This window comes from Streptomyces sp. NPDC054765 (genome assembly GCF_053612065.1).
Genome location: NZ_JBSHBP010000038.1, coordinates 37,869 through 63,487, shown reverse-complemented (window position 1 = coordinate 63,487; position 25,619 = coordinate 37,869). Strand labels below are relative to the sequence as shown.

Annotated in this window: 21 protein-coding genes and 2 pseudogenes; 13 read left to right on the top strand and 10 right to left on the bottom strand. The window is 70.7% G+C overall.

What is annotated here, in order from left to right; translation table 11 throughout:
* Positions 1–248: 248 nt before the first annotated feature.
* Positions 249–1,445, bottom strand: a complete 1,197-nt coding sequence (locus ACWGJY_RS23330) for a threonine aldolase family protein (RefSeq protein WP_453262760.1) — start codon at positions 1,443–1,445, stop codon at positions 249–251.
* Positions 1,446–1,886: 441 nt separating this feature from the next.
* On the opposite strand from ACWGJY_RS23330, the gene ACWGJY_RS23325 reads away from it, so the two are divergent.
* The 10 genes and pseudogenes from ACWGJY_RS23325 to ACWGJY_RS23280 all read left to right on the top strand — a co-directional run bounded on the left by ACWGJY_RS23325 (position 1,887) and on the right by ACWGJY_RS23280 (position 11,446).
* Positions 1,887–2,942 carry a Rossmann-like and DUF2520 domain-containing protein gene (locus ACWGJY_RS23325; protein WP_453262781.1) on the top strand — a complete coding sequence of 352 codons (1,056 nt, stop codon included), beginning with the start codon at positions 1,887–1,889 and terminating at the stop codon, positions 2,940–2,942.
* A gap of 227 nt (positions 2,943–3,169) precedes the next feature.
* Positions 3,170–4,171: pseudogene (gene panC, locus ACWGJY_RS23320) on the top strand (pantoate--beta-alanine ligase); the annotation flags it as partial.
* 299 nt (positions 4,172–4,470) lie between these two features.
* Positions 4,471–6,468: an L-aspartate oxidase gene (locus ACWGJY_RS23315; protein ID WP_453262759.1), complete on the top strand. Its 1,998-nt coding sequence runs from the start codon at positions 4,471–4,473 to the stop codon at positions 6,466–6,468.
* A 132-nt stretch (positions 6,469–6,600) separates the two neighbouring features.
* Positions 6,601–7,695: a carboxylating nicotinate-nucleotide diphosphorylase gene (nadC, locus tag ACWGJY_RS23310; protein WP_453262758.1), complete on the top strand. Its 1,095-nt coding sequence runs from the start codon at positions 6,601–6,603 to the stop codon at positions 7,693–7,695.
* A gap of 5 nt (positions 7,696–7,700) precedes the next feature.
* The gene (locus ACWGJY_RS23305; protein WP_453262757.1) at positions 7,701–8,498 is read left to right on the top strand and encodes a type III pantothenate kinase; all 798 of its coding nucleotides are present in this window, start codon (positions 7,701–7,703) and stop codon (positions 8,496–8,498) included.
* Positions 8,499–8,850: 352 nt separating this feature from the next.
* A complete protein-coding gene (locus ACWGJY_RS23300; RefSeq protein ID WP_453262780.1) occupies positions 8,851–9,468 on the top strand; it encodes a hypothetical protein in 618 nt (205 codons plus the stop codon).
* Between the two features lie 60 nt (positions 9,469–9,528).
* Positions 9,529–9,708, top strand: coding sequence for a hypothetical protein (locus ACWGJY_RS23295; protein ID WP_453262756.1), 180 nt, complete (start codon positions 9,529–9,531; stop codon positions 9,706–9,708).
* Positions 9,709–9,880: 172 nt separating this feature from the next.
* Positions 9,881–10,423 carry a BlaI/MecI/CopY family transcriptional regulator gene (locus ACWGJY_RS23290; RefSeq protein ID WP_453262779.1) on the top strand — a complete coding sequence of 181 codons (543 nt, stop codon included), beginning with the start codon at positions 9,881–9,883 and terminating at the stop codon, positions 10,421–10,423.
* Between the two features lie 9 nt (positions 10,424–10,432).
* The gene (locus ACWGJY_RS23285; RefSeq protein ID WP_453262755.1) at positions 10,433–10,951 is read left to right on the top strand and encodes an amino-acid N-acetyltransferase; all 519 of its coding nucleotides are present in this window, start codon (positions 10,433–10,435) and stop codon (positions 10,949–10,951) included.
* Between the two features lie 156 nt (positions 10,952–11,107).
* Entirely contained in the window at positions 11,108–11,446 is a 339-nt protein-coding gene (locus ACWGJY_RS23280) for a histone-like nucleoid-structuring protein Lsr2 (protein ID WP_129298539.1), read from the top strand.
* On the opposite strand, the gene ACWGJY_RS23275 is transcribed toward ACWGJY_RS23280, so the two are convergent.
* Positions 11,377–12,057: an SCO3374 family protein gene (locus ACWGJY_RS23275; RefSeq protein WP_453262754.1), complete on the bottom strand. Its 681-nt coding sequence runs from the start codon at positions 12,055–12,057 to the stop codon at positions 11,377–11,379. The two genes, ACWGJY_RS23280 and ACWGJY_RS23275, sit on opposite strands and share 70 nt — an antisense overlap.
* Before the next feature lie 499 nt (positions 12,058–12,556).
* On the opposite strand from ACWGJY_RS23275, the gene ACWGJY_RS23270 reads away from it, so the two are divergent.
* Positions 12,557–15,082 (top strand): ATP-dependent Clp protease ATP-binding subunit, encoded by a 2,526-nt coding sequence (locus tag ACWGJY_RS23270; protein ID WP_384428108.1) that lies wholly within the window; start codon positions 12,557–12,559, stop codon positions 15,080–15,082.
* A gap of 382 nt (positions 15,083–15,464) precedes the next feature.
* On the opposite strand, the gene ACWGJY_RS23265 is transcribed toward ACWGJY_RS23270, so the two are convergent.
* From ACWGJY_RS23265 to ACWGJY_RS23255, 3 genes and pseudogenes are all read right to left on the bottom strand, one after another.
* Positions 15,465–17,876, bottom strand: a complete 2,412-nt coding sequence (locus ACWGJY_RS23265; protein WP_453262753.1) for an NACHT domain-containing protein — start codon at positions 17,874–17,876, stop codon at positions 15,465–15,467.
* Between the two features lie 106 nt (positions 17,877–17,982).
* Positions 17,983–18,450 (bottom strand): NACHT N-terminal Helical domain 1-containing protein, encoded by a 468-nt coding sequence (locus ACWGJY_RS23260; RefSeq protein WP_453262752.1) that lies wholly within the window; start codon positions 18,448–18,450, stop codon positions 17,983–17,985.
* Positions 18,407–18,715, bottom strand: a pseudogene (locus tag ACWGJY_RS23255) (NACHT N-terminal Helical domain 1-containing protein); the annotation flags it as partial. The pseudogene ACWGJY_RS23255 and the gene ACWGJY_RS23260, both read right to left, overlap by 44 nt.
* An 820-nt stretch (positions 18,716–19,535) precedes the next feature.
* On the opposite strand from ACWGJY_RS23255, the gene ACWGJY_RS23250 reads away from it, so the two are divergent.
* On the top strand, positions 19,536–20,204 hold the full coding sequence (locus tag ACWGJY_RS23250; protein WP_453262751.1) for a M23 family metallopeptidase: 669 nt from the start codon (positions 19,536–19,538) through the stop codon (positions 20,202–20,204).
* Here the strand turns inward: ACWGJY_RS23250 and ACWGJY_RS23245 are convergent.
* Positions 20,186–20,797 carry a TetR/AcrR family transcriptional regulator gene (locus ACWGJY_RS23245; RefSeq protein WP_453262750.1) on the bottom strand — a complete coding sequence of 204 codons (612 nt, stop codon included), beginning with the start codon at positions 20,795–20,797 and terminating at the stop codon, positions 20,186–20,188. The genes ACWGJY_RS23250 and ACWGJY_RS23245 overlap by 19 nt on opposite strands.
* A 192-nt stretch (positions 20,798–20,989) precedes the next feature.
* Between ACWGJY_RS23245 and ACWGJY_RS23240 the strand changes: the two genes are divergently transcribed.
* A complete protein-coding gene (locus ACWGJY_RS23240; protein ID WP_453262749.1) occupies positions 20,990–22,594 on the top strand; it encodes an MDR family MFS transporter in 1,605 nt (534 codons plus the stop codon).
* 105 nt (positions 22,595–22,699) lie between these two features.
* Here the strand turns inward: ACWGJY_RS23240 and ACWGJY_RS23235 are convergent, their stop codons facing one another.
* From ACWGJY_RS23235 to ACWGJY_RS23220, 4 genes are read right to left on the bottom strand one after another with little or no spacing between them, the layout of a single operon-like run.
* A complete protein-coding gene (locus ACWGJY_RS23235) occupies positions 22,700–22,828 on the bottom strand; it encodes a hypothetical protein (RefSeq protein WP_453262748.1) in 129 nt (42 codons plus the stop codon).
* A 34-nt stretch (positions 22,829–22,862) separates the two neighbouring features.
* Positions 22,863–24,167: a two-component system sensor histidine kinase CseC gene (gene cseC / locus ACWGJY_RS23230; RefSeq protein ID WP_453262747.1), complete on the bottom strand. Its 1,305-nt coding sequence runs from the start codon at positions 24,165–24,167 to the stop codon at positions 22,863–22,865.
* Between the two features lie 8 nt (positions 24,168–24,175).
* The gene (gene cseB / locus ACWGJY_RS23225; protein WP_453262746.1) at positions 24,176–24,886 is read right to left on the bottom strand and encodes a two-component system response regulator CseB; all 711 of its coding nucleotides are present in this window, start codon (positions 24,884–24,886) and stop codon (positions 24,176–24,178) included.
* 9 nt (positions 24,887–24,895) lie between these two features.
* Complete coding sequence (locus ACWGJY_RS23220; RefSeq protein WP_453262745.1) at positions 24,896–25,453, bottom strand: hypothetical protein; 558 nt, start codon at positions 25,451–25,453, stop codon at positions 24,896–24,898.
* Positions 25,454–25,619: the final 166 nt, after the last annotated feature.

Here is a 25,619-nt window from a genome sequence, read left to right as displayed (position 1 = left end):
AAGCCGCCCCACCCGCCCCGGGCGCCCACACCGTCCGAACCGCCCGCGAAATCCAGCAGTGGCGCCGTTTCCAGGCCGTGGTGACGGATCCAGCCGAACGCCTTCCGAGGCGGATCCGGGGGGTCGTGCGGTCGGTGGTCGCGGGCTTGCTCGGCTTCCCCGCCGCCCCCTCCACCCCGGCAGCATCACCCCGCACCGCGACAGCATCACCCCGCAGCGCGACGGCATCACCCCGCACCGCGACAGCATCACCCCGCAACGCGGCGCACGAAGTCCACGAACTCCTTGACGGCCGCCCGTAGCTCTCCCTCCGTCCAGTCCATGGCGGACGCGGCAACCGTCACCTCTGTCACTGCCACCCCGGGCGGGCCGGCCGGGGTGGGCTCGGACCACCGGTGGAACAGCGCCGTCCTGGTGTCCTCCGCCTGGCGGACGACGGCCTCGTTGAGCAGCTCGGGCGGATGCGGCAGCCACACCTGGAACTGGTGGGTGTGCGGCACCTCCGGGTGCACCCGGAACCACGGGACACCGGCCTCGGCCAGGCCCTCGCCCAGTGCGCGGGCCACGGCCTTCGCCTGGGCCACGTACTGCGGCAGCCGTGGCAGCTCACGGTCCAGGCCGGTCAGCGCGGCCAGCGCGGCCGGCCACTGCTGGAACAGCCGGCCGCCGTACCGGTGGCGCCAGGTCCGCGCCTCCTCGACGAACTCCTCGCTGCCCGCGAGGGCGGCGCCCGATATCCCGTCCAGCGACTTGTAGAAGGAGACATACACGCTGTCCGCGAGGGCCGCGACTTCCGGGAGCGTACGGCCGAAGTGAGGGCCGCACTCCCACAGCCGCGCGCCGTCGAAGTGCACCACCGCATCACGGTTCCGCGCCGCCGCCACCACCGCGGTCAGCTCGTCCCACGACGGCAGCGCGAATCCCGCATCGCGCAGCGGAAGTTCGAGTGCAAGGGTGCCGAACGGCTCGTCCAGGTCGTATATCTCCGCGGCGGTCGGCAGCCGTGGTGCATCCGTCGGGTGCACCATGCGCAGTCCGCTGATCACCGCATAGGCGTCGCGCTCATGCACTTCCAGATGCGACAGGCGATGGCCGGCCACCGTCGCGTTGCCCGTACGCCCCGCCCAGCAGCGCAGCGCCACCTGCTGGGCCATGGTGCCGGTCGGGAAGAAGGCGGCGGCTTCGGTACCCAGGGCGTCGGCGGTCCGGCGCTCCAGCTCGCCGATGATGCCGTCGTCGTTGCCGTAGAAGTCCGGCCGGCTGTCCAGGTCGTACGCGGCCGGGGCAGCGGCCACCAGGCGGTCCAGCCGCTCGCGGATCGTCTCCACGTTCGTGCTTCCCAGGAGGGTCCGTTCCGAGCCGCGGAACGCCGCCAGCCTCCGCGCCCACTCCGCCGGCCGGGCACCCTCCCCGGCCGGCGCGACGCCCGGGTCGTCCCCCGACATTCCGTCCGGCCTTCCCGGCGCAGCCCCACCCGGAAGGCGACCCCCCTCGCGGCCCGAGGCTTCCCCTGCGCCTGCGCCTGTGCCTGTGCCTGTGCTCGGGGCCGTGCCTGCGCCTGTGCCTCCGCTCGGGACCGTGCGTGCGTCCGTTACGCCTACGCCTACGCCTGCACCGCCGCTGTCGCTGTCGCCGTCGCCCGCTTCCGCCATGCGCCTCATGTGTCCCCCTGGCTGTCGTTTTCCTTATGCCTTCTGCGCTTCGTTGCACCGAGCATGGCTCAGGCCCGAGCGAGCGCGCGACCCCTGTGGATAACTCACGCGAGAGACCCCCGTCTCACCTTCCGCACAGCTCTGAGGACCGCCGGAAACACTCGCGTAGCATGGCGGGGAATCGTCCGGTACCCCCCGCGGACTGGAACGGAAGGCCATCGCCGCGTGAATGCAATGCCACCCATCGAGGCCCAGGACCGCCCCGCCCGGCTCACCGTCGGAGTCGTCGGCGCGGGCCGTGTCGGGCCCGCCCTCGCCGCCTCGCTGCAGCTCGCAGGGCATCGCCCGGTTGCCGTGTCGGGCGTCTCCGACGCCTCCGTACGACGCGCCGCCGAGCTGCTGCCCGATGTCCCGCTGGTCACTCCGGCCGAGGTGCTCGCCCGCGCCGACCTCGTCCTGCTGACGGTCCCCGACGACGCCTTGGCCGACCTGGTGAGCGGCCTCGCCGAGACCGGCGCCGTACGGCCCGGCCAGCTGCTGGTGCACACCTCGGGGCGGTTCGGCACCGCCGTGCTGGACCCGGCCACCCGCGCCGGGGCCCTGCCCCTCGCCCTGCACCCGGCCATGACCTTCACCGGCACCTCGGTGGACGTCCAGCGGCTGGCCGGCTGCTCGTTCGGCGTGACCTCGCCCGATGAGCTGCGGATGGCTGCCGAAGCGCTGGTCATCGAGATGGGCGGGGAGCCGGAATGGATCGCGGAATCAGCCCGTCCGCTCTACCACGCGGCCCTTGCCATCGGCGCGAATCACCTGGTCACGCTCGTGGCCCAGTCGATGGAGCTGCTGCATGACGCGGGCGTGCAGGCCCCGGACCGGATGCTGGGGCCGCTGCTCGGCGCCGCGCTGGACAATGCGCTGCGGTCCGGCGACGCGGCGCTGACCGGCCCGGTCGCACGGGGCGACGCCGGCACCGTCGCCGCCCATATCGCGGAGCTGCGCCGGCATGCGCCGCAGAGCGTCGCCGGCTACGTCGCCATGGCCCGTACGACCGCGGACCGGGCGCTCGACCACGGTCTGCTGAAGCCGGAACTGGCCGAGGATCTGCTCGATGTGCTCGCCGGCCCCGGCGACGGACCCGGCCCCGCACCGGGCCCCTCCGCCGGTGCCTCCTGCCCGGACCCCGACGAGCCCGACGCTCCCGACCAGGGCACCGACAGCGACCCCCACAACGACCCCCACAACGACCCCCACAACGACTCCGACCACGGCTCAGAGGGGGGCGACCGATGACCTCCTCACCGCTGAACCCGGAACCGGACCCGGAACCGGATGTGAAACCGGATGTGAAACCGGACGCGAAACCGGACGTGGAACCGGGCACGGCCCCGGGCGTGGACCCTGTTGCGGAACCGGGCACGGCCCCGGACCGGCCCGTGGACGTACACCGCCGCCCCCAACCCGTGGACGCGACCGCCCAGGCTCAGCCCCGGACCCGGCCCCAGGCACAGTCCCGTCCCGTGGCCGAGACCCGCCTCGTCCACACCGCCGCCGCCCTCCGCGACCTGCCCCGCAGCACGGGTGCCCGCGCCGTCGTCATGACCATGGGCGCACTGCACGAGGGCCACGCCACCTTGGTCCGCGCCGCCCGCCGCCGGGTCGGTCCGCAGGGCCAGGTCGTCGTCACGGTCTTCGTCAATCCGCTGCAGTTCGGCGCCGGCGAGGACCTGGACCGCTATCCGCGCACCCTGGAAGCGGACGCCGAGCTGGCCGCCGCGGCGGGCGCGGACGTGGTCTTCGCCCCGTCCGTCGACGAGGTCTACCCGGGCGGTGAACCGCAGATCCGGATCGCCGCGGGCCCCATGGGCACCCTCCTGGAAGGCGCCAGCCGCCCCGGGCACTTCGACGGCGTACTGACCGTCGTCGCCAAATTGCTGCATCTGACGGCACCGGACCTCGCCTTCTACGGGCAGAAGGACGCCCAGCAGCTTGCGGTCATCAGGCGGATGGCCGCCGACCTCAACTTCCCCGTCGAGATCGTCGGCGTCCCCACGGTGCGCGAGGAGGACGGACTCGCCCTCTCCAGCCGCAACCGCTACCTCTCCGCACCGGAGCGCTGCACCGCGCTCGCGCTGTCGGCGGCGCTGTTCGCGGCCCGGGACCGGCTCGCCGCCGAGGAGGCGCTGCGCGCCCGCGCCGCCTCCGTGGGCCACCCGGCACAGGACCGCTCCGCGGCGCTGGCCGCCCTCGGCGAGGACCGGGCCGCCGCCGACGCACACGCCGTCGCCTACGCCGCCGCGGGAGCCCCGCACGGCCCGGCGGTGGCGCGTGCCGCGGCCCACGCGGTGCTGGAGGACGCCGCCCGCCTCGACCCGCCGCTCACGCTCGACTACCTGGCCCTGGTCGACCCGTCGGACTTCACCGAGGTCCCGGACGCGTACGAGGGCGAGGCCGTCCTCGCGGTCGCCGCCAAGGTCGGCGGCACGCGGCTCATCGACAACATCCGCCTCGTCTTCGGCGCCGGACGGCCCGAAACGGCGGCTGCCCACCGGAGCGGCACCACAACGCGGACCACGGACGGCACGCGGACCACGGACGGCGCGAAGACCACGGACGACACGGACGCGGCGGTCACCACGGACGCGGCGGGCCCGGAGGACACGGCGGGCCGGGCGGACACGGCCAGATCGGCAGAGGCCGACCCCTCCACCCCCTCCACTCCATCAGACCCCTCAGCCCCCTCCACCCCCACCATCACCTCCGCCCCCACCTCCCCCGCCACACCCCCGCCCACCCCTCAAGGCCCCCTCGGAGCGACCCGATGACCGCCACCGGAACAGGCACCGGCCGCCCCGGCCCCGCCTCAGGCACCGGCATACGCCTGACGGCCCCCGCCCCCGGCTGGTCCATCGCGGCGGATGTCGTCGTCGTGGGCTCCGGGGTGGCGGGGCTGACGGCCGCGCTGCGCTGCGCCGCGGCCGGCCACCGCACCGTCGTCGTCACCAAGGCCCGCCTGGACGACGGTTCCACGCGCTGGGCGCAGGGCGGTATCGCGGCGGCGCTCGGCGACGGCGACACCCCGGAACAACATCTGGCCGACACCCTGGTGGCGGGCGCCGGACTGTGCGACGAGGCAGCCGTCAGAGCCCTGGTCACCGAAGGTCCGGACGCCGTCCACCGGCTGATCCGTACCGGCGCCCGCTTCGACAGCGCACCGGGCAGCGACGAGATAGCGCTCACCCGCGAAGGCGGCCACCACCGTCGCCGTATCGCGCACGCCGGCGGCGACGCCACCGGCGCCGAGATCTCCCGCGCGCTCGTCGAGGCGGTCCGCGCGGCCGGGCTGCGCACCATCGAGAACGCCCTCGTCCTCGATCTGCTCACGGACACCGACGGCCGGACGTCCGGCGTCACCCTGCATGTGATGGGGGAGGGCCAGCACGACGGCGTCGGGGCCGTACACGCCCCGGCGGTGGTGCTCGCCACCGGAGGCATGGGACAGGTCTTCTCCGCGACCACCAACCCGGCGGTCTCCACCGGCGACGGGGTGGCCCTGGCGTTGCGCGCCGGCGCGGAGGTCTCCGACCTGGAATTCGTCCAATTCCACCCCACCGTTCTGTATTTGGGCCCGGAAGCGGAGGGCCAGCAGCCGCTGATCTCCGAGGCCGTACGGGGCGAGGGAGCCCACCTCGTCGACGCCGACGGCACCCGCTTCATGGCCGGTCAGCATGAACTCGCCGAGCTGGCACCGCGCGACATCGTCGCCAAGGCGATCATGCGCCGGGCGCACGAACAGGGCGTCGAGCACATGTATTTGGACGGCCGGCACTTCGGCGCGCAGATGTGGGAGAGCCGCTTCCCGACGATCCTCGCCGCCTGCCGGAGCCATGGCATCGACCCGGTCACCGAGCCGATACCGGTCGCCCCCGCCGCGCACTACGCCTCCGGCGGCGTACGCACCGATCTGCGCGGGCGCACCACGGTCCCCGGTCTCTACGCCTGTGGTGAGGTCGCCTGCACCGGTGTCCACGGCGCCAACCGGCTCGCCTCCAACTCCCTCCTGGAGGGCCTGGTGTTCGCGGAGCGGATCGCTTCGGACATCACCGCGGAAACCCCCGCGGAAACGGCTGTGGAAACCGCCGCGGACATCACCGCGGAAACCGCCGGTACCGGCGCCGCGGATCACGCCGCGAGCTCGGCTCCGGCATCCGCCTCTGCCACCCCCGCCACCCCCGGCACGCCCGCCACCCCCGCCACGCCTGCCACCCCTGCCACCCGCGCCCTCCCGCTTCTCGCCCCGGAGACCCGGACCGCCGTGCAGCGGATCATGACTGCCGGCGCCGGTGTGCTCCGCAGTGCCGAGAGCCTGGCCCGCGCCGCCGCCGAACTGGACCGCCTCCACCGCGAGGCGACTGTCGTGGCCACTGGCACGGCGGGCCCGCGCGGACCCGGCGATGTGCCCGGCAATGGGCGCGGCGATGTGCCCGGCGATGGGGCCGTCACCCGGGGCGCCGAGGCCGTCACCCCCGCCGACCGCAAGGCCCCCGAGCCCGGCGTGGAAGCCTGGGAGGCCACCAACCTCCTGTGCGTCGCCCGGGTACTGGTCGCCGCGGCGCAGCGCCGTACGGAGACCCGCGGCTGCCATTGGCGCGAGGACCACCCCGAGCGGGACGATGCCTCCTGGCGCCGGCACTTCCGCATCACCCTGGACGCGGACCGCGCACTGACACTCCACACGACGGCGACCGCCGATCTCCCGCCGACCATGGCCCCGGACCCCGGTCCCGCTGATGCCCCCCGACCCACTGACGGCCCCTGACCCGCTGATGCCCCCCGATCCACCGCCAGCCAAGACAGATCCACCGCCCGCCAAGACAGCCCACTGCATCCCCGAAGCCCCCTCCTCCTCCTCCTCCCCCTCCCCCTTCTCCCCGAATACGGAGCCCAGCCCGTGAGCAGCACCCGCGACGACCTCCCCCTCCTCCAGATCGGCGGGCCCACCGGCGGCGCCTCCGCCTGGGGGTCCCCCCAGACAGCGTCCGGGGGAGGCTGCGGCGACGCCTGCGGCTGCAGCGGCGGCGACGAGGGCGCGTACGAGATCGACCCGCTGACCTGCGGCCTCGACCCCGACCTGGCCGCGCTCCTGGTGGCCGCCGGCCTCGACCCCGTACAGGTCGAGGACATCGCGCACCTCGCCGTCGAGGAGGACCTCGACCAGGGTGTGGACGTCACGACCGTGGCGACCGTGCCCGAGGACGCGGTCGCCACCGGCGACTTCACGGCCCGTGAGGCCGGTACGGTCGCCGGCCTGCGGATCGCCGAGGCGGTGCTGTCCCTCGTGTGCACCGATGAGTTCGCGGTCGAACGTCATGTCGAGGACGGCGACCGGGTCGAGGCCGGCACCACGCTGCTCAGCGTCACCACCCGCACCCGCGATCTGCTCACCGCCGAGCGCAGCGCACTGAACCTCCTGTGCCGCCTGTCGGGCATCGCGACCGCGACCCGGGCCTGGGCGGATGCGCTGGACGGGACGAAGACCAAGGTCCGTGACACCCGTAAGACGACGCCGGGGCTGCGCGCCCTGGAGAAGTTCGCGGTGCGCTGCGGCGGCGGCGTCAACCACCGGATGTCGCTGTCGGACGCGGCGCTGATCAAGGACAATCACGTGGTCGCGGCGGGCGGCGTCGCCGCGGCGTTCACGGCCGTACGGGCCGAGTTCCCCGGTGTGCCGATCGAGGTGGAGGTCGACCGGATCGACCAGATCCCGCCGATCCTCGCCGAGGGCGCCGACCTGATCCTGCTGGACAACTTCACCCCCGAGCAGACCCGGGAGGCGGTGGAGCTGGTCGCCGGCCGCGCCATGCTGGAGTCGTCGGGCCGCCTCACCCTGGACAACGCCCGCGGCTACGCGGACACCGGAGTCGACTACCTCGCGGTGGGCGCGCTCACGCACTCCTCCCCGATCCTCGACATCGGCCTCGACCTGCGCGAGGACGACGGTCAGGGCGCTCGGGGTGCGGACGACGACGCACGTGAGGGCAGCTGACCGCCATGCTCCTGACCATCGACGTAGGAAACACCCACACCGTGCTCGGCCTGTTCGACGGCGAGGAGATCGTCGAGCACTGGCGGATCTCCACCGACGCCCGGCGCACCGCCGATGAGCTGGCCGTCCTCCTCCAGGGCCTGATGGGCATGCACCCGCTGCTCGGCGACGACCTGGGCGACGGCATCGAGGGCATCGCCATCTGCTCCACGGTGCCTTCCGTCCTGCACGAGCTGCGCGAGGTGACCCGCCGCTACTACGGCGACGTGCCGGCCGTCCTCGTGGAGCCGGGCGTCAAGACGGGCGTACCGATCCTCATGGACAACCCGAAGGAGGTCGGCGCCGACCGGATCATCAACGCCCTGGCGGCCGTCGAGCTCTACGGCGGCCCCGCGGTGGTCGTCGACTTCGGCACGGCCACCACCTTCGACGCGGTCAGCGCGCGTGGCGAGTACGTCGGCGGCGTGATCGCGCCGGGCATCGAGATCTCCGTGGACGCGCTGGGCGTCAAGGGCGCTCAGCTCCGCAAGATCGAACTGGCCCGGCCGCGCAGCGTCATCGGCAAGAACACCGTGGAGGCCATGCAGTCCGGCATCCTCTACGGCTTCGCGGGCCAGGTCGACGGTGTGGTGCAGCGGATGGCGCGGGAGCTGGCCGAGGACTCGGACGAGGTGACCGTGATCGCCACCGGCGGGCTGGCCCCGATGGTGCTCGGTGAATCGTCGGTGATCGACGCGCACGAGCCGTGGCTCACCCTCATCGGCCTGCGCCTGGTCTACGAGCGGAACATCGCCCGGTCGTAGCGCAATATTGCCGGGCCGTACGGGGACATCGCCCGGCCGTACGGGGACATCGCCGGGCCGTACGGGATCATCGCCCGGCCGTACGGGGGCATCGCCCGGCCGTACGGGGTCATCACTCGGCCGTACCAGAACATTGCCCGCTCTCCCCGGGGACGCCTGCCGGCCCTCGGGCAACCACCCGGTCGGAGCGGGGCGCCGCCGGGGGAGCGCGGCCCGCGCCCCGGAGCCGTTTTCCGCGCGGGGCGCCCGGTGGCGCGGCTCGTTGCCGCGCCACCGTTCACGAATAAGCGGCTTTTGTCGGAAACGGTCGTAAAGTCGCCACATGCCGATGCCAAACGGAACCCGCGGCGGCATGGCGTTCAGCGCCGATGAGTTGCGTGTGCTCCGTCGCGCCCTCGCCCATGCCCTGCAGACGACGTCCCACCCCGCCCCGCCCGGCGCCCCCGGCACCGAGTGGTCGCAGGACATCCAGGAATATCTCCGGCTGGCCGAGGCGGTCGACGAGGCGGTCCACGAAGGCAGCCGGCTGCGCGCCTTCCTGGTCGCCGACCTCGCCCGGTACCGCGCAGCCCTGCCCGGCTCCGCCGCCGGCTATCTCGCGCAGCTGACCGAGGCGCTGGCAGCCGGCCATGTCCCCGGCCCCGACGATCTCGCCGCCCTGCGCGCGCTCGGTGAGCGTCCCGGCGGACCGGCCGGACGCGCGCGCCGCAGCGCCCTGCTGCGCCACTGCGAGCAGCTGGCCGAGCAATCCGTACGGGCCCGGCTCCGCGCGCTGCCAGGCGGCCGCTCAGCCACCCGCAACGGACGCGCGCCGGAGCCGGGGCGGGAGCCGGAACCGGAGCGCAAGCCGGAGTCCGAGCCGCCGCCGCGGCCGAAGGCTCCGCGGCGGGACCGGCCGATCCCCACGCCGGGCGAGGTCTTCCCGCCCCGCCGCAAGCCCGCCCCGCCCCCCGAGAGCCGGACCGCCTGAGGGCTGCGTAGTCTGGCTGCGTACTCTCGGAGGCTCAGCCCTATAAGGAGGCCACACGCCATGGATTACGTCGCAGCGCTGCTCCCGCCCGTAGTGATGGCCGTGGCCTTCACCGCTCTGATCGTGACGATGGTCAAGAGCCAGGGCGGGGCGAACAAGTCCAAGGAGGACGCCGCCGTGGACGCCGCGCTGGCCCGCGCCGAATCCACCGGCCAGGAGCCCACGGCGCACAGCGCCTGATCCGCCCGCCGCCCTTTCGGCGGCCCGCGCACACGGTACGGCCCGGGACTGATCGTCCCGGGCCGTACATCGTTTTTCCGGCCCAAACGCAACGAGATCAACGGGCATTCGCGACATCTCCCACTATTGTTCTTGTGTGCCGAGACGCTTGGGTGATCTGGAAGACGCGGTCATGACGCGGGTCTGGGAGTGGAACCGCCCGGTCACCGTTCGAGAAGTCCTGGAAGATCTGCAGAAGGAACGGTCGATCGCCTACACCACGGTCATGACCGTATTGGACAACCTCCATCAGAAGGGCTGGGTGCGCCGCGAGGCGGAAGGCCGCGCCTATCGATATGAGGCGGTCTCGACTCGCGCCGCCTACGCGGCCGCACTGATGAACGAAGCGTGGTCCGCCAGCGACAACCCCGCGGCCGCTCTTGTGGCCTTCTTCGGCATGATGTCGCCGGAACAGCGACAGGCCCTGCGCGATGCCGTGCGGATGGTGCAAGTCGACGAACCGGCGGAAGGCGCGGAAGGCACCCAAGGCACCCAAGGCACCCAGGGCGCGGAAGGCGCCCAAGGCACGGAACAAGCGGAACAACAGGCGCGAGTGCCCGAAGGGGCCGCGTCCGGGCAAGAAGGCGAAGCACAGCCCGCACCGCAAGGCGCCGATGAAGCCGGAGCGGCCGGAGGGGATGAACCCGGGGCGAGTGCCACCGGCAACGGGCGATAGCGTCCCGGCATGCCTCCGCATTCAAAAGGCCTCACCGTCCGCCGCGCCAGGACCGGTGATGTACCGGCCGTACGCCGACTCATCGACGCCTACTCACGTGACGGGATCCTGCTCGACAAAGCCACCGTCACGCTTTACGAGGACATCCAGGAGTTCTGGGTGGCCGAGCGGGACGAAGACGCCGAGGTCGTCGGCTGCGGAGCACTCCACGTCATGTGGGAAGACCTCGCCGAGGTCCGCACCCTGGCCGTGGATCCGCGGCTGAAGGGATCCGGCGTCGGCCACCAAGTCCTCGACAAGCTGCTGCGCACTGCGGGCTGGCTCGGAGTGCGGCGCATTTTCTGCCTCACCTTCGAAGTCGACTTCTTCACCAAGCACGGCTTCGTGGAGATCGGCGAAGCCCCGGTAGACGGTGATGTCTACAGTGAGCTGCTGCGTTCCTATGACGAGGGCGTTGCGGAGTTCCTGGGCCTCGAACGAGTGAAGCCCAACACCCTGGGTAACAGCCGGATGCTTCTGCACCTGTGATGAGTGTTCTATGTCCGAATCGCTCCCCTATCTCATGGCTGCGGAAGCATGCGTTCCCCGGTCTGCGGGCAAGTGAACCCTACCCAAGGGTTTGTGTTTTTCCCGGAAAAGCGGTTTGCTTTCCGTCGTAATCCGCATTCGATGAAAGGGAAACCGGTGGCACAGAAGGTTCAGGTTCTTCTTGTCGACGACCTCAACGGTGGCGAGGCGGACGAGACGGTGACGTTCGCTCTCGACGGCAAGTCCTACGAGATCGACCTCTCCGACGGCAACGCGCAGAAGCTGCGCGACTCGCTTGCCGACTTCGTGAAGGCCGGTCGCCGCACCGGTGGCCGCGCTTCTTCGGGCCGTGGCAAGTCGCGTGCCGCTGCTTCCGGCGGCAGCCAGGACACCGCGAAGATCCGTGCCTGGGCGAAGGAGAACGGCTACAACGTCAATGACCGTGGCCGCGTCCCCGCCGACATTCGTGAGGCATTCGAGAAGGCCAACGGCTGATCGCCACAGGCGCGGTCCGATTGGGTATTACCCGCACGCAACAACCGGGCACGGTGGCACTCGGTCGCTGCCGCGCTCACAAGCCGTACGAGGTCGGGGGCGCCCCCAACGTCCCCGAATCCTGCCCCGCACCCCGTGGTGGGCAGGGAATTCTCCGCCTCGTACCCGGGCCGGGGAGGCCGCACCCATCCCGCGGCCTCCCACGAGCCGAATCCGTATGAGGGTGTGGTGCAGGCGGGGAACGCCGGCGCGGGCATCCGGTCACCGGTCCCACGGGTCGTGAGATCCGCTGCGAGTGCGCCCCACTCCAGCCATTCCAGGATTCCCGGGAGTTCTTCGGCGCCGCCGGCTGCGATGAGCATGAGCAATTTCGGCCGATCACCCCGGGGTTTCTCGTCGCATCCGGCCCGAAGGAGCGCCACCGGGCCGGTGCGCGGCAATCTCTGCAGTACGGCGCTGCCCGCATCGGCGGGCATCTCCAGGACGTCGAAGCGCAGCCCCGTCAGCAGCTCCACCGGCTCCGTGCCGGTGGTCGGCCAGCCCAGCTCCTCCTCGTACCACCGGCGGACCGTGGTGAGGGGGCTGCGGGGGCGCGGAAGCACGCGGGCCATGACCGGTGCAACTCCCGAAAATCCCGGAAGTTACGCTGGGTGTACCCATCGATACGCACTGTGCCCGGAGGGAAGGGTGCAAGGGCGCATCGGGCGGCGTGCGGATGTTCGCCCGTAGCGGATGGAAGGGCCCCGCGCCGCATGGAGTGTCCGTGCCTGCGGGTAAGACAGTCTCAGTGGGAAGAGACGGTGTGACCGGCGACCGAGGCGCTTTCCCCCGGCCGGAGGCCGACGGCGGACGGCGTGCCGGTACGGCGCGCGTTCGCCACGGGCGTAGTGGCAGAGGGCGTATATACCTGGCCTGCGGGAACATCGTCTCGCACCATCGAGTTGGAGCAGATGTCAGCTGTTCGGCAGTAAATTTCCCCGCCGGAGCGGGGGTGATCCGGACGGGTGTCGGCAGTTGGAATGAGCTGTCCCGCCCCGCGGGACTAGCATGCGGAAGGACAGGGAGGGGACCGACCCCTAACTGCCTGACCGCTCTGAGGAGCGATTAACGATGTTCGAGAGGTTCACCGACCGTGCGCGGCGGGTTGTCGTCCTGGCTCAGGAAGAAGCCCGGATGCTCAACCACAACTACATCGGCACCGAGCACATCCTCCTGGGCCTGATCCATGAGGGTGAGGGTGTCGCCGCTAAGGCCCTGGAGAGCCTCGGGATTTCGCTCGAGGCGGTCCGCCAGCAGGTGGAGGAGATCATCGGGCAGGGCCAGCAGGCCCCGTCCGGGCACATTCCCTTCACCCCCCGTGCCAAGAAGGTCCTGGAGCTCTCGCTCCGCGAGGCCCTCCAGCTCGGCCACAACTACATCGGTACGGAGCACATCCTGCTCGGCCTGATCCGCGAGGGCGAGGGCGTCGCCGCCCAGGTCCTGGTGAAGCTGGGCGCCGATCTCAACCGGGTGCGGCAGCAGGTCATCCAGCTGCTCTCCGGCTACCAGGGCAAGGAAGCCGCCACGGCCGGCGGCCCCGCCGAGGGCACGCCCTCGACCTCCCTGGTCCTGGACCAGTTCGGCCGCAACCTGACGCAGGCCGCCCGCGAGACCAAGCTCGACCCGGTCATCGGGCGCGAGAAGGAAATCGAGCGGGTCATGCAGGTCCTGTCCCGCCGTACCAAGAACAACCCGGTCCTCATCGGCGAGCCCGGCGTCGGCAAGACGGCGGTCGTCGAGGGTCTGGCGCAGGCCATCGTCAAGGGCGAGGTGCCCGAGACCCTCAAGGACAAGCACCTCTACACCCTCGACCTCGGTGCCCTGGTCGCCGGCTCCCGCTACCGCGGTGACTTCGAAGAGCGCCTGAAGAAGGTCCTCAAGGAGATCCGCACCCGCGGCGACATCATCCTGTTCATCGACGAGCTCCACACCCTGGTGGGTGCGGGTGCCGCCGAGGGCGCGATCGACGCCGCGAGCATCCTCAAGCCCATGCTGGCGCGAGGCGAGCTGCAGACCATTGGTGCCACCACGCTCGACGAGTACCGCAAGCACCTGGAGAAGGACGCGGCCCTCGAGCGCCGCTTCCAGCCGATCCAGGTCGCGGAGCCGTCGCTGCCGCACACCATCGAGATCCTCAAGGGTCTGCGGGACCGCTACGAAGCGCACCACCGCGTCTCCATCACGGACTCCGCGCTGGTCGCCGCGGCCACCCTCGCCGACCGCTACATCTCCGACCGCTTCCTGCCGGACAAGGCGATCGACCTGATCGACGAGGCCGGCTCCCGGATGCGGATCCGCCGGATGACCGCGCCGCCGGACCTGCGCGAATTCGACGAGAAGATCGCCGATGTGCGCCGGGAGAAGGAGTCCGCGATCGACTCGCAGGACTTCGAGATGGCTGCGGGCCTGCGCGACAAGGAGAAGCAGCTCCTGGCCGCCAAGGCCAAGCGGGAGAAGGAGTGGAAGGCCGGCGACATGGACGTCGTCGCCGAGGTGGACGAGGAGCTGATCGCCGAGGTCCTGGCGACGGCGACCGGCATCCCGGTCTTCAAGCTCACCGAGGAGGAGTCCTCCCGGCTGCTGCGGATGGAAGACGAGCTGCACAAGCGCGTCATCGGCCAGAAGGACGCCATCAAGGCGCTCTCCCAGGCCATCCGCCGTACCCGGGCCGGCCTCAAGGACCCCAAGCGTCCCGGTGGCTCGTTCATCTTCGCCGGTCCGTCCGGTGTCGGTAAGACCGAGCTGTCCAAGACGCTGGCGGAGTTCCTGTTCGGCGACGAGGACGCGCTGATCTCCCTCGACATGTCGGAGTTCAGCGAGAAGCACACGGTCTCGCGGCTCTTCGGTTCGCCTCCCGGCTACGTCGGCTACGAAGAGGGCGGCCAGCTCACCGAGAAGGTGCGCCGCAAGCCGTTCTCCGTCGTGCTCTTCGACGAGGTCGAGAAGGCCCACCCGGACATCTTCAACTCGCTGCTGCAGATCCTGGAGGACGGTCGCCTGACCGACTCCCAGGGCCGGGTCGTGGACTTCAAGAACACGGTCATCATCATGACGACCAACCTCGGCACCCGGGACATCTCCAAGGGCTTCAACCTCGGCTTCGCGGCCCAGGGCGACACCAAGTCCAGCTACGAGCGGATGAAGAACAAGGTCAACGAAGAGCTCAAGCAGCACTTCCGCCCCGAGTTCCTCAACCGTGTCGACGACACCGTCGTCTTCCACCAGCTGACCGAGGAAGACATCATCCAGATCGTCGACCTCATGATCGCCAAGGTGGACGAGCGGCTCAAGGACCGCGACATGGGCATCGAGCTCAGCGGCGAGGCCAAGTCGCTGCTGGCCAAGCGCGGGTACGACCCGGTGCTCGGCGCCCGGCCGCTGCGCCGCACGATCCAGCGCGAGATCGAGGACGCCCTCTCGGAGAAGATCCTCTTCAGCGAGCTGCGTCCGGGCCACATCGTGGTCGTCGATGTCGAGGGCGAGGGTGACACTGCGAAGTTCACCTTCCGCGGCGAGGAGAAGTCGGCGCTGCCGGACGCCCCGCCGATCGAGTCCGCGGCCGGCGGTTCGGGCCCGAACCTGAGCAAGGACGCCTGACCGGCACCGCTTATATCGCGCATACGGCACTGCCCCGGAATCGTTTCTCACGGTTCCGGGGCAGTTCTGTATACGGCAGAAGGAAATGCGTATCCATAGGCTCCGTAATTGCTAGGCCATTTTCGGCCGTTTACGGACAACATCACCGGCACCCGTCCGCTGCCTCCGGACGACGCCAATCCCTTCGGGAACACCACGCACCGGTGGAATACGACGGCCGGGACAAAGCCTGCCCGGTTTCGGAAAGGCAGACCGCCACTCCCTGAAACTCCCAGGTCATGGACGAGCCGCCACCGGATCGGACCGGTGGACCGGTGGACCGGCGGACCGGTCGACCGGTGGTGTGGGGGTGGGGTGCGGGGAGGCTGCGCCGTTCGTAGGCCTATGTGCGGGGGCGTGGGTAGCGGGTGAGTTTGATGTGGGGAGGGAGGGGGCGGCCGGGCTCGGGCCGGAGGTAGGAGAGATGCACCTCCTGGAGGTCCGGCAGGGCGGCCAGGGAGGGGAGGCCGATGGGGGTGTCGAGAAGGCCGTAGAGCTGGATTTTCCGGACGCCGGGGAACGCGGGGAGGACGGCCTCCAGCAGGTCGCTCAGGTCGGATGCCGGGCGGCGGGCCGGGTTCAGGATGCTCAGGGTGTGCACGTGGGGCACCTGAAGGCCGGGGGGAATCCGCAAGGTGGCCTGTTCCTCGGCCGGCCCGAAGGCAAAGTCCGCCAGCTCGGAGAGGCCTGCGAGCGCACCCCATTGATCCTCGGCGAACTCGTCCGTGATGCGGGGCAATCGGAGGTGCCGCAGGCGGGGCCAGGATGCCACCTGCGTGAAGCTGGATCCGATGGGCTGCCCGAGCGTCAGGCCGGTCAGCGGGGCTCGCGTCGGCAGGGCGGCCATGACGTCCGGAAGGAGGTCGGAGTAGACCACCAGGGAACGTGTGTGACGCAGGCCGTCGAGTCCGTGGGTGGGAACGACGGTGCCGTCGGGCCCGGAGAGGGCCAGTGAGCGGATCGGCAGGTCCGCCAGTGGAGCCAGGCTCCCGACCGACGGGCAGCCCCGGAGAACGAGCGACTCCAGCGCCCCGAATTCCCGGAGGAACTCCAGGCACCTGAGCTCCGGGTTGTCGGCGAGAAGGAGATGCGTGATCCGGTGGGCGTGCAGTCCGCCGAGGAGCTGACGGGCGGTGAAGGGGCCGCGTACCTCGGTGCGCGGCCGGCCGCCGAGGGCTTTCAGCGCACACAGCTCGGCGACGCTGCTGACGGTGACGGATACATCCGTGTCAAGGTGCCGGATGATCTGCTCTGCGTAGTGGTCGGTGTCGAAAGAGTGCCAGGAATTGGCGAGTTGAAAGCCGGCACCGGCCGAGGTGTGGCCCCGGAAGCGCTTCATGACCTCCAGCGCCGCGTCCGACCCGATGAGCGCGGCGGTCGCCACCACCTCCTGCGCCTCGTCGTCCGCCAGCCCCTCCGGGCCGGGCAGCAGTCCCAGGACGAGCGGGCCCACCTCGGCCAGCAGTTTCGACTCCTCGCGAATCCGGGGCGGCAAGATCGCCCCCGCGCGCTCGTGCACCTCCTCCCGCACCCGCGGGTCCAGTTCCGTCGCATGCTCCAGGCAGGCCATGGCCAGCAGATGGACGCGCAAACGGGCCGGGCGGTCCTCGATGCCGTCGCCGCGCGCCATCAACCCCCGTAAGATCTCCGCCCGTTCCCGCGGCCGGGCGTGTGCCACCGCCATCCGGATCACGTCCTCCCACTGGGAGTCGTCCGCGTGGGACACCAGCAGCCCGAAATCGCCGTCCTCCACGGCCGCCTTGGCGCCGAGGTAGTCCTGGAACGTGCGGTGGACGAAGTCGACCGAGCCGGGGGCCGGTTCGCGGAGCAGACCGCTGCGCAACAGCAGATGGCGGAGGACGGCCGCTGCGGTTCCCTGCTCGGCGGCTGCGGGCACGGACGGCAGCGCCTCGCCGACGATGCGCTCCGCCCGCTCACGGTCGAGTTCGGTACGGCCGTTGCGGATGAGCCAGTAGGCGAGCCGCTGGAGAAGCTGGATCTGCGGCTCGTCGCTCAGCTCGATGCCCGTGGGGGCGGCCATATCGCGTTCGCGGTCGCGGCGGGAGAGCAGCATGCCCAGGGCGGCGTCGTAGAGCTCCTTGCGGCCGGTGGGCAGATAGCCGCGGCGGTCCCGGTGCAGTGCGCAGATCAGGCCGCACATCAGGGGGTTGGTGGCGAGCCGGGCGAGGTCCTGTGTGGTGTGGACCGCGGCCAGGAGGGACTGTTCGTAGGCGTCGAGGCGGTCGGGGTCCTCGGCGTCACAGCGGACCGCACGATGCCAGCGGCCGATGAACGCGGTGACCTCGCTGCGGCTCATGGCGGAGAGCGTCAGCTCGCCGAATCCGTCGTCGGCGAGCCAGTCGTCGCGTACGGCGGAGGGGCGGGAGGTGATCATCCACAGGTTGTCCGGGAAGGCGTCGATCAGATCGCGCAGCCAGCGGCGGGTCAGCTCGCGCTCGCGCTCGGGGATCTCGTCCAGCCCGTCGACCAGGAGGAGTGCCCGCCCGGACGCCAGTACGCGGTCGGCCCAGCCGTCGGGCTGCGACCCGGACACGGGGCAACTGACGGCCGTGAGGAAGCGGTCGGGGGCGGGCAGGGGCGCGCCGTCGCGGGTGAGGGTGCGCAGCGGGAGGACGAAGGGGATCCGGCCGTAGAGGTGGGGCAGGGCGCTCTCGCCCGGGGCCTTGGTGCAGGAGACGGCCAGCCACTGGACGAGGGTGCTCTTGCCGGAGCCGGCGACACCGCGCAGCAGCACCCGGTCGCGGTTGGCCAGGGCCTGGTCGGCGGGGGCGGGAACGGGGGCCGGCGGTTCGGGCCGGGGGCCGCCGCCCTCCTCGGCGAAGGGGCCGATGACCGGCAGCTCACAGGTGGCCGGGGCGGCGGCCGTGGCCTCCAGGCTCAGGTACGCCGCGTCCAGCGGCCACCGGTCCGGGGAGTGGGCGAGATCGATGCCGTAGATGGTCAGCCGGCCGTGCTTGCGGGCGAGGTAGGCGAGATAGGTGCGCTCGAACGCGGCGTCGGCGGCCCGCGGGGACGGATGCCGCGAGGAAGGCGTCGATGACGCCGATCAGGCTGTCCAGGCTCCGGCTCTGCTGGACGAGGGTGCGGGCCACGAAGGCCGAGCGCTGGGTGAAGAAGTGGACGATGTGCAGGCAGGCGGTGCCGAGCAGGGTGTCGTGCAGCAGCTCGGCATCGCGGGACAGGCCGCGGGCGGCAGGCGGGCGGGCGGGCTTGCAGACGGGCGGCCAGGCCGGTGGCGCCCAGGTGGACGGCCTGTACGTCGTCCATGTCGAGGGTGCCGAGGCCACGCAGTGTGGCGGCCAGGGCATCGGCCACGGCCGGCTCCTCGTCCGCGGGGAGCGGGCGCTCACCGGGGCCGGCGGCCCGTACGGCCCGGTCCACCAGCTCCGCCGCGAGCTTGTGCAGATCCCTTTCGGAGAGGGTCCGCTTCTCGCCCTTGAAGCTGACCAGGCCGGATATCCGTACCGGTGCCGCCACCAGCGCGGCGCCCGGCCCCTCCTGGACGAAGAGTTTCCTGACGAGCGGTGCGACCACGCCGGAGGCGAGTCGTACGCCCACTGCTGACGGGTCCATGCTGCGGTCCGCCCTTCCCCTTGGCCGGTGCTGTCGTCCGTGGCCGGTGCTGTCGTCCGGCCGGGCTAGAGCGGCCGCCGGGGCGCCGGGCGGGGATCGGCCAGGTTCACGCGGAGGGCGGAGGGGAGAGACGGTTGGGGGCTGGGGGCTGGGGGCTGGGGGAGAGCGGACAGCGGACCGTGGTGGCGGGGGCAGGGTGTGGCGCCGGCCACGGATGTCACCCCCTCGCCCTCCCCTTCCCGTCCCACAGGGAGATTCCTCTAGGGACATTCCTCGGCCTTGGAGTTCCGGGGCCGCCGCTATCGAGTTACCGGGGTCACAAAGACCGGGTAACCCGCGTCACACATTCCCGAGTAACCCGCGTCACAGGGGCCCTTGGGCCCGAATCGGGCGCGCGAATGGCCGCGGAAAGGGATTGGATCTTGTTTATCGGTGACATGGCGCACAGTCGATTTGGGGCCTACTAGAGGAATTAGGGGAAGCGGGCCGTGGAGCCGCCGGGGTTTTCGGGCCCCGGGGCGGGGTGCTCGGGGGGCGCTCGGGGGGTGGGCGGCCGGGGAAGGGTGGCGCCCGTCCGGCATGGGGGGAAACCCCCTGTTCAAAGGGTGTGCGACCAGCCTCCAGGGTAGTGCGAGATGTCCGAATTCGGGTGTTTCGCGCAGAGCTCTGGAGGGCACGCAAGGGTCCAGTTCACCCGGCTCCTCGTACGGGCCGGGTTAGTAGAAGCGCCCCTTGGCGGGGCGGCGCAGGCGGGTTACCAAGGAATGGCTATCCCGGACCGCAGCCGGGAAACCAATCAATTCTCTGGAGGAAAACCCGCATGTCGAAGTTCGCCGCTCTCCGCAATTCGAAGAAGTCCGCTCTGCGCAATCGCGTCGCGATAGTGGCCGCCGGTATCGGCGTGACCGCCGCACTCGGCGCCGGTGTCGCCACCGCTGCCGACGGTGGTCTGCTGAACCTCACCTCGGGTGTCGGTTCGACCGTCACCGCGCAGGCCGACGCGCAGGCGAAGTCCGTCGTGGACGCCAAGGCCGCCGCCAAGGCCAAGAAGGACGCGGCCAAGAAGGCCGACGCCTGGGTCAAGCCGGTGGACCACTACACCCTGGGTGAGCCCTTCGGCATCGCCGGCAGCCACTGGGCGCACAAGCACAGTGGCCAGGACTTCGTCGTGCCGACCGGCACCGCGGTCAAGGCCGTCCACAAGGGCACCGTCGTCAAGGCCGGTCCCTGGGGCGGCGGCGACGGCCCGGCGTACGGCAACGCCATTGTGATCCAGCACGACAACGGCACGTACACCCAGTACGCGCACCTGTCACAGATACAGGTCCAGGTCGGCCAGCAGGTCGGCACCGGCCAGCAGATCGCCCTGTCCGGCAGCACCGGCAACTCCACCGGCCCCCACCTGCACTTCGAGGTCCGCACCGGCCCCAACTACGGGTCGGGCATCGAGCCGACCGGATTCCTGCGGGCTCACGGCGACGCCGTCTGAGCTGAGTCCGGCCGGGCTGGCCGGCGGCTCGGCGGGTTTGCCGCCGTGACCAGTTCTGTGGCGACCTCGAGGACGGCCTTGCGCTTGTCCTCGGGGTCGCCCTCCACGTTCTTCATCGCGAAGATGCCCGCATGCATGGAGAACAGTGCCGTGAGGCAGCGCACCTGGTCCGTCAGCTCCGATTCGGGCTCCTTGAGCAGCCCGAAGAGCGTGAGCATCCGCGCTTTGAAGATCTCGCCGATGCTCAGATCACGCACCGCGGCCTGGTTCTCCTGCATGAAGCGGAAGAGGGGCTCGGCCGAGCGCAGCGACTCGCTGTAGCGGCGGATCAGCTCCCGCTTGGTCTCCAGGGTGCGCGGCTGCTCCTCGGCCCAGGCGATCAGCTCGTCGATGGGCCGGCCCAGGTCCTGGAACAGGCCGATGACGATGTCTTCCTTGGTCTTGAAGTGGTAGTAGAGCGCCGCCTTGGTGACGTCGAGCTTCTCGGCGATCTCGCGCAGTGATGTCTTGTCGTAGCCCTGTTCGGAGAACAGCTCCAGAGCGACGTCCTGGATGCGCTGGCGGGTGTTTCCCCTGCGCGCCTGTGTGCTCATGGTGTTCTCCTGCGTCGTCGGTACTGGTCAGAGGGCTGCCCAGCCGGGCCGAAGAGAAACTTACTTGACGCCCGGCTAGTTCGCCGCCTACCTTCATCACTGTACTGAACTAGCCGGGCGGCAAGTAAGTGGGAGTGAGTGATGGGGAAGTCGCAGCATGCGACCCCGACGGGGGACGGACGGAAGACGGCGATGAAGGGGAGACTGGACGCGATACCGGACGCGATACCGGAGCCGGGCTCGGCCAAGCAGCCGGCCGGCGTACGGGTGGTGCTCTTCGCGCTGATGATCGCGATGCTGCTCGCGATGCTGGACAACATGATCGTCGGCACCGCGATGCCGACGATCGTCGGTGAACTGGGCGGGATGGACCATCTGTCCTGGGTCGTCACGGCCTACACCCTCGCCACCGCCGCCTCGACGCCGATCTGGGGCAAGCTCGGCGACATGTACGGGCGCAAGGGCGTCTTCCTGTCGTCCATCGTGCTCTTCCTGATCGGCTCCGCGCTGTCCGGCATGGCGCAGGACATGGGGCAGCTGATCGGCTTCCGCGCCGTCCAGGGCCTGGGCGCGGGCGGTCTGATGGTCGGCGTCATGGCGATCATCGGCGATCTGATCCCGCCGCGGGAGCGCGGCAAGTACCAGGGCATGATGGCCGGCGTCATGGCCGTCGCCATGATCGGCGGACCGCTGGTCGGCGGCAGCATCACCGACCACCTCGGCTGGCGCTGGAGCTTCTACATCAACCTGCCGCTCGGTGCGATCGCGCTGGTCATGGTGACCGCGGTGCTGCATCTGCCGAAGAAGCGGTCGCAGACCCGGATCGACTACGCCGGTGCCGCGCTGCTCACCGTCGGCATCACTTCGCTGGTACTGATCACCACCTGGGGCGGCACCGAGTACGACTGGCTGTCCGGCCAGATCATCGGCCTCGGAATCCTCGGCGTGGTCGCGCTCGCCCTCTTCCTGGTGGTGGAGGGCAGGGTCGGCGAGCCGGTGCTGCCGCTGCACATCTTCCGTAACGGCAACTTCGCGCTGGTCACGGTCATCGGCTTCCTGGTCGGCTTTGTGATGTTCGGGTCGATGACGTTCCTGCCGCTGTTCCAGCAGACCGTGCAGGGGGCCTCGGCCACCAACTCCGGCCTGCTGCTGCTGCCGATGCTGCTCGCGATGATGGCCGTGTCGCTGTTCGCCGGCCGGGTCACCACCACGACCGGCAAGTACAAGATCTTCGTCGTGGTCGGCGGCGGACTGATCACCGCGGGCCTGGCGCTGCTGTCCCTGATGGACACCGGCACCACCCGCTTCACCTCGGGTCTCTACATGGCGGTGCTCGGCGCCGGTATGGGCTTCCTGATGCAGACCACGATGCTGATCGCGCAGAACAGCGTCGAGATGAAGGACATGGGCGTCGGCTCGTCCTCGGCCACCCTCTTCCGCACGATCGGCGGCTCCTTCGGCGTCGCGATCTTCGGCGCGATCTTCACCCACCAGGTGCAGTCCACGATGGCCGAGCGGATCGGCAAGGCCGGCGAGAAGATAACCGGCGGCGGGGCCCAGATGGACCCGAAGGGGCTGGCCAAGCTCCCGCCGATGATCAAGGACGCCTACGCGCACGCGGTCGCCACCGGCACCCACCACGTCTTCCTGTGGGGCGCGGCGGTCAGCATCATCGGCTTCGCCGCGGCCTGGTTCCTCAAGGAGGTGCCGCTGCGCGGCGGCCCGGCCAAGCCCGCCGGGAGCCCGGAGGGTGGGGACGCTCCGGTGGACCGGCCGATGGTGGCAGAGGCCGTCTGACCGGCCCCGTTCCCGGCGCCCGAGCGGCCCCCGGCTTTCTCTTCCGCCGGGGGCCGCTCGCTGTGTTTACGGCTGCGGAACTGAGCCGCCCGCAGCCGTCGGCGCCTACGGGCGGGTACCGCGCGGGTAGTACCGCATACCCGCCGTCATCGTCACCGCCATCGTCGCTGTCGCCATCGTCGCCGCCGCCGCCGCCGTCGTCGTCGTGGTCGTCATCAGCGTCGTCATCGTCATCGTCGCCGTCGTCGGAGGGCGGGCGGCAGCCCCGTCAGCGGTCGGGAAGATGAAGGACCGGGAAGCTGCCCGTACTGGTGGGGGCGTTCTCCGGCAGCCACAGGACGGAGACGGCGCCGGTCGAGCCGTCGGTGAGCTCATCGGCGTTGCGGAAGGTGAGCCGGGCGCCCAGCACACGGGCCTGGCCGGCCGCGATGGTCAGGCCCAGGCCGTGCCCGCGGCCCGCCCGGTCGCTGCTGCCGGTGCGGAAGCGGCTGGGGCCCTCGCGCAGCAGCGCCTCGGGGAAGCCCGTGCCATGGTCGCGGACCCGCAGGACCCGCCCCTCGACGGTGACCTCGACCGGCGGGCTGCCGTGCCGGGCGGCGTTGGCGATCAGATTGCCGAGAATCCGCTCCAGACGGCGCGGGTCGGTGGTGACCTCGGCGTCCCGTACGACATCGATGGTGATCCCCGGGTCGAGGGCGCGCACCCGCCGGGAGACGAACTCGCCGAGCGCGACATCCTGCAGCTCGGCGCGCTCCGCATGGCCATCGAGCCGGGCCACTTCCAAGACGTCCTCGACGAGGGTGCGCAGCGCCTGCGCACGGTCGCGTACGAGCTCGGAGGGGCGGCCGGGCGGCAGGAGTTCGGCGGCGGTCAGCAGGCCGGTGACCGGGGTGCGCAGCTCGTGCGCGATATCGGCGGTGACCCGCCGCTCGGCCTCGATGCGCTCCTGGAGGGCATCCGACATGGCATCCACGGCAAAGGCCAGATCGTCGGTCTCGTCACGCACCCGGCCGCTGCCGACCTCGTCGCGGATCCGCACCGAGGTGTCACCGTCGGCGAGCTTTCCGGCGGCCGCGGCCGCCTTGCGCAGCCGCTTGGAGAGCCGCCCGCCGACCAGCACCCCCAGCGCACAGCCGCCGACCACCACCGCGGTCGAGCCGATGACCAGCGCCTGGTCGAGATCGTCCAGGACGGCGAAGCGGTCGGGGAAGCGGTCGTGGACGGACAGCACCCGGCCGTTGCTGATCGGCGAGGCCGCCCACACCTCGGGGGCGGTCTGTCCGGTGTCCTGGAGGTAGGTGGCGCGCTTGTTCTTGGCGACCTCGTCGCGCAGCGCCTCCGGCAGCGCCGGATCGTCGATCTTCGCGCCGAACTGCAGCCGGTTGGTGGAGACGAAGATCTTCTGCGTGAAGTTGAGCCGCTCGATCTGCACATCCCGGCTGTTGTCGAGCATCGAATGGCGGGCGGCATTGTGCACGACAAGGCTCAGCGCGATCGCGACCAGAGCTCCGACGAGCGCGATCGCGGCGCTGAGCTTCCATCTCAGCCCCGTCCGCAGGGCCAGCCTGACCACCAGAGGTGTCAGCCTCTCAGCTTGTATCCGAAGCCGCGGACCGTCTCGATCCGGTCCTGGCCGATCTTGCCGCGCAACCGCTGCACATGGACGTCCACCACCCGGGTGTCACCGCCCCAGCCGTAATCCCAGACCCGCTCCAGCAGCCGGTCACGCGACAGGACCGTACCCGGTGCGTTGGAGAACTCCAGCAGCAGCCGCATCTCGGTCGGCGTCAGCGCGACGTTCTCGCCACCTTTGCGCACCTCCATGCCCTCGGTGTCGACCTCCAGATCACCGAAGCGCAGCACCGGCTCGGCGGCGTCGTCCACCTCCCCCGAGGCGGCGCCGGCCCGGTCCGGGCCGCTGGCGTGGCCGAAGCGGCGCAGCACCGCGCGGATCCGGGCGACCAGCACCGCGCCGTCGAACGGCTTGGTGACATAGTCGTCCGCGCCGGCCTCCAGGCCGAGCACCACATCGATCGAGTCGGCGCGCGCCGACAGCATGATCACGGGAACCGTCGACTCATCGCGGATCCGCCGGCACAGGCTGACACCGTCGAGTCCCGGCACCATCACATCGAGCAGCGCGATATCGGGGCGGTTGGCGCGGAACGCCTCCAGGCCCGCGAGCCCGTCGGGCATCGCGGTGACCACGAACCCGTCCCGTTCCAGGGCGAGCTGGGTCGCCTCGCGGATGACGTCGTCGTCCTCGACGAAGAGCACATGGGTCTCGGCCATGCGGTTGTCTCAACCCTCCGTTCCCGTGCCGTCGTCCGGCGTGGCGCCGTCGGCGGTGGTCTTGCTGTAGTCGGTGTGATAGCGGTCGTGTTCGCGGAAGTGGTCGCCTGCCCACTGGTAGGTCATCACGTCCTCACCGGAGGGGCAGCACACCTTGTCCCCCGCGGCGTAGGTCTGCTTGGAGACCTCCAGATCGCCTTTGTTGACCCCGGCGTAGACCGACGGCTGTTCATTGCTGTACACGGTGTCATACCCGTCCGGGGAGCCGTCGTGCCTGCGGAAGACATACGCACCGATGCCGACGGAATCCGCGCAGGTCATGACGTTGACGATGACATCGGGGTCCTTGCTGCCGGTCAGCGACGCATAGGTCACCTCGACCGGGTACTCGTCCGCGGCGCACGGCTTGGCCAGCGACTTCTTCACATCCGGGCCGACCTTCGGGGCGTCCTTCAGCAGCTTGACGGCGTCGACCTTCTTGTAAGGGGCGGTCGAGACCGGGCTCGGGGTGTTGCGCACCGCGCCCTTGGGTGCGGGGGTGGTGCTGGCCGCTCCCTCGCTGCGCACGCCCTCGCCCCCCGGATTGCATCCGGCCAGCAAAAGGCCGACGGCGGCCACTCCTGCCGTGGCCGCGCCGCCTCTGGTCAACCCGACCCTGGTCAACCTGTTCCTGGTCAATCCGCTCCTGCTCACCGTGCTGCTCGCACAGCCGCTGATCCCGCTGCTGTTCCTG

Excerpts from the sequence above, each read along its gene's own strand:
- ACWGJY_RS23330 (WP_453262760.1), bottom strand. The coding sequence starts at position 1,445 with ATGTCGGGGGACGACCCGGGCGTCGCGCCGGCCGGGGAGGGTGCCCGG.
- ACWGJY_RS23325 (WP_453262781.1), top strand. The coding sequence starts at position 1,887 with ATGCCACCCATCGAGGCCCAGGACCGCCCCGCCCGGCTCACCGTCGGA.
- ACWGJY_RS23315 (WP_453262759.1), top strand. The coding sequence starts at position 4,471 with ATGACCGCCACCGGAACAGGCACCGGCCGCCCCGGCCCCGCCTCAGGC.
- ACWGJY_RS23305 (WP_453262757.1), top strand. The coding sequence starts at position 7,701 with ATGCTCCTGACCATCGACGTAGGAAACACCCACACCGTGCTCGGCCTG.
- ACWGJY_RS23300 (WP_453262780.1), top strand. The coding sequence starts at position 8,851 with ATGGCGTTCAGCGCCGATGAGTTGCGTGTGCTCCGTCGCGCCCTCGCC.
- ACWGJY_RS23295 (WP_453262756.1), top strand. The coding sequence starts at position 9,529 with ATGGATTACGTCGCAGCGCTGCTCCCGCCCGTAGTGATGGCCGTGGCC.
- ACWGJY_RS23290 (WP_453262779.1), top strand. The coding sequence starts at position 9,881 with ATGACGCGGGTCTGGGAGTGGAACCGCCCGGTCACCGTTCGAGAAGTC.
- ACWGJY_RS23285 (WP_453262755.1), top strand. The coding sequence starts at position 10,433 with ATGCCTCCGCATTCAAAAGGCCTCACCGTCCGCCGCGCCAGGACCGGT.
- ACWGJY_RS23275 (WP_453262754.1), bottom strand. The coding sequence starts at position 12,057 with ATGGCCCGCGTGCTTCCGCGCCCCCGCAGCCCCCTCACCACGGTCCGC.
- ACWGJY_RS23270 (WP_384428108.1), top strand. The coding sequence starts at position 12,557 with ATGTTCGAGAGGTTCACCGACCGTGCGCGGCGGGTTGTCGTCCTGGCT.
- ACWGJY_RS23260 (WP_453262752.1), bottom strand. The coding sequence starts at position 18,450 with ATGCCCTGGCCGCCACACTGCGTGGCCTCGGCACCCTCGACATGGACG.
- ACWGJY_RS23250 (WP_453262751.1), top strand. The coding sequence starts at position 19,536 with ATGTCGAAGTTCGCCGCTCTCCGCAATTCGAAGAAGTCCGCTCTGCGC.
- ACWGJY_RS23245 (WP_453262750.1), bottom strand. The coding sequence starts at position 20,797 with ATGAGCACACAGGCGCGCAGGGGAAACACCCGCCAGCGCATCCAGGAC.
- ACWGJY_RS23240 (WP_453262749.1), top strand. The coding sequence starts at position 20,990 with ATGAAGGGGAGACTGGACGCGATACCGGACGCGATACCGGAGCCGGGC.
- ACWGJY_RS23235 (WP_453262748.1), bottom strand. The coding sequence starts at position 22,828 with ATGACGATGACGACGCTGATGACGACCACGACGACGACGGCGGCGGCG.
- cseB (WP_453262746.1), bottom strand. The coding sequence starts at position 24,886 with ATGGCCGAGACCCATGTGCTCTTCGTCGAGGACGACGACGTCATCCGC.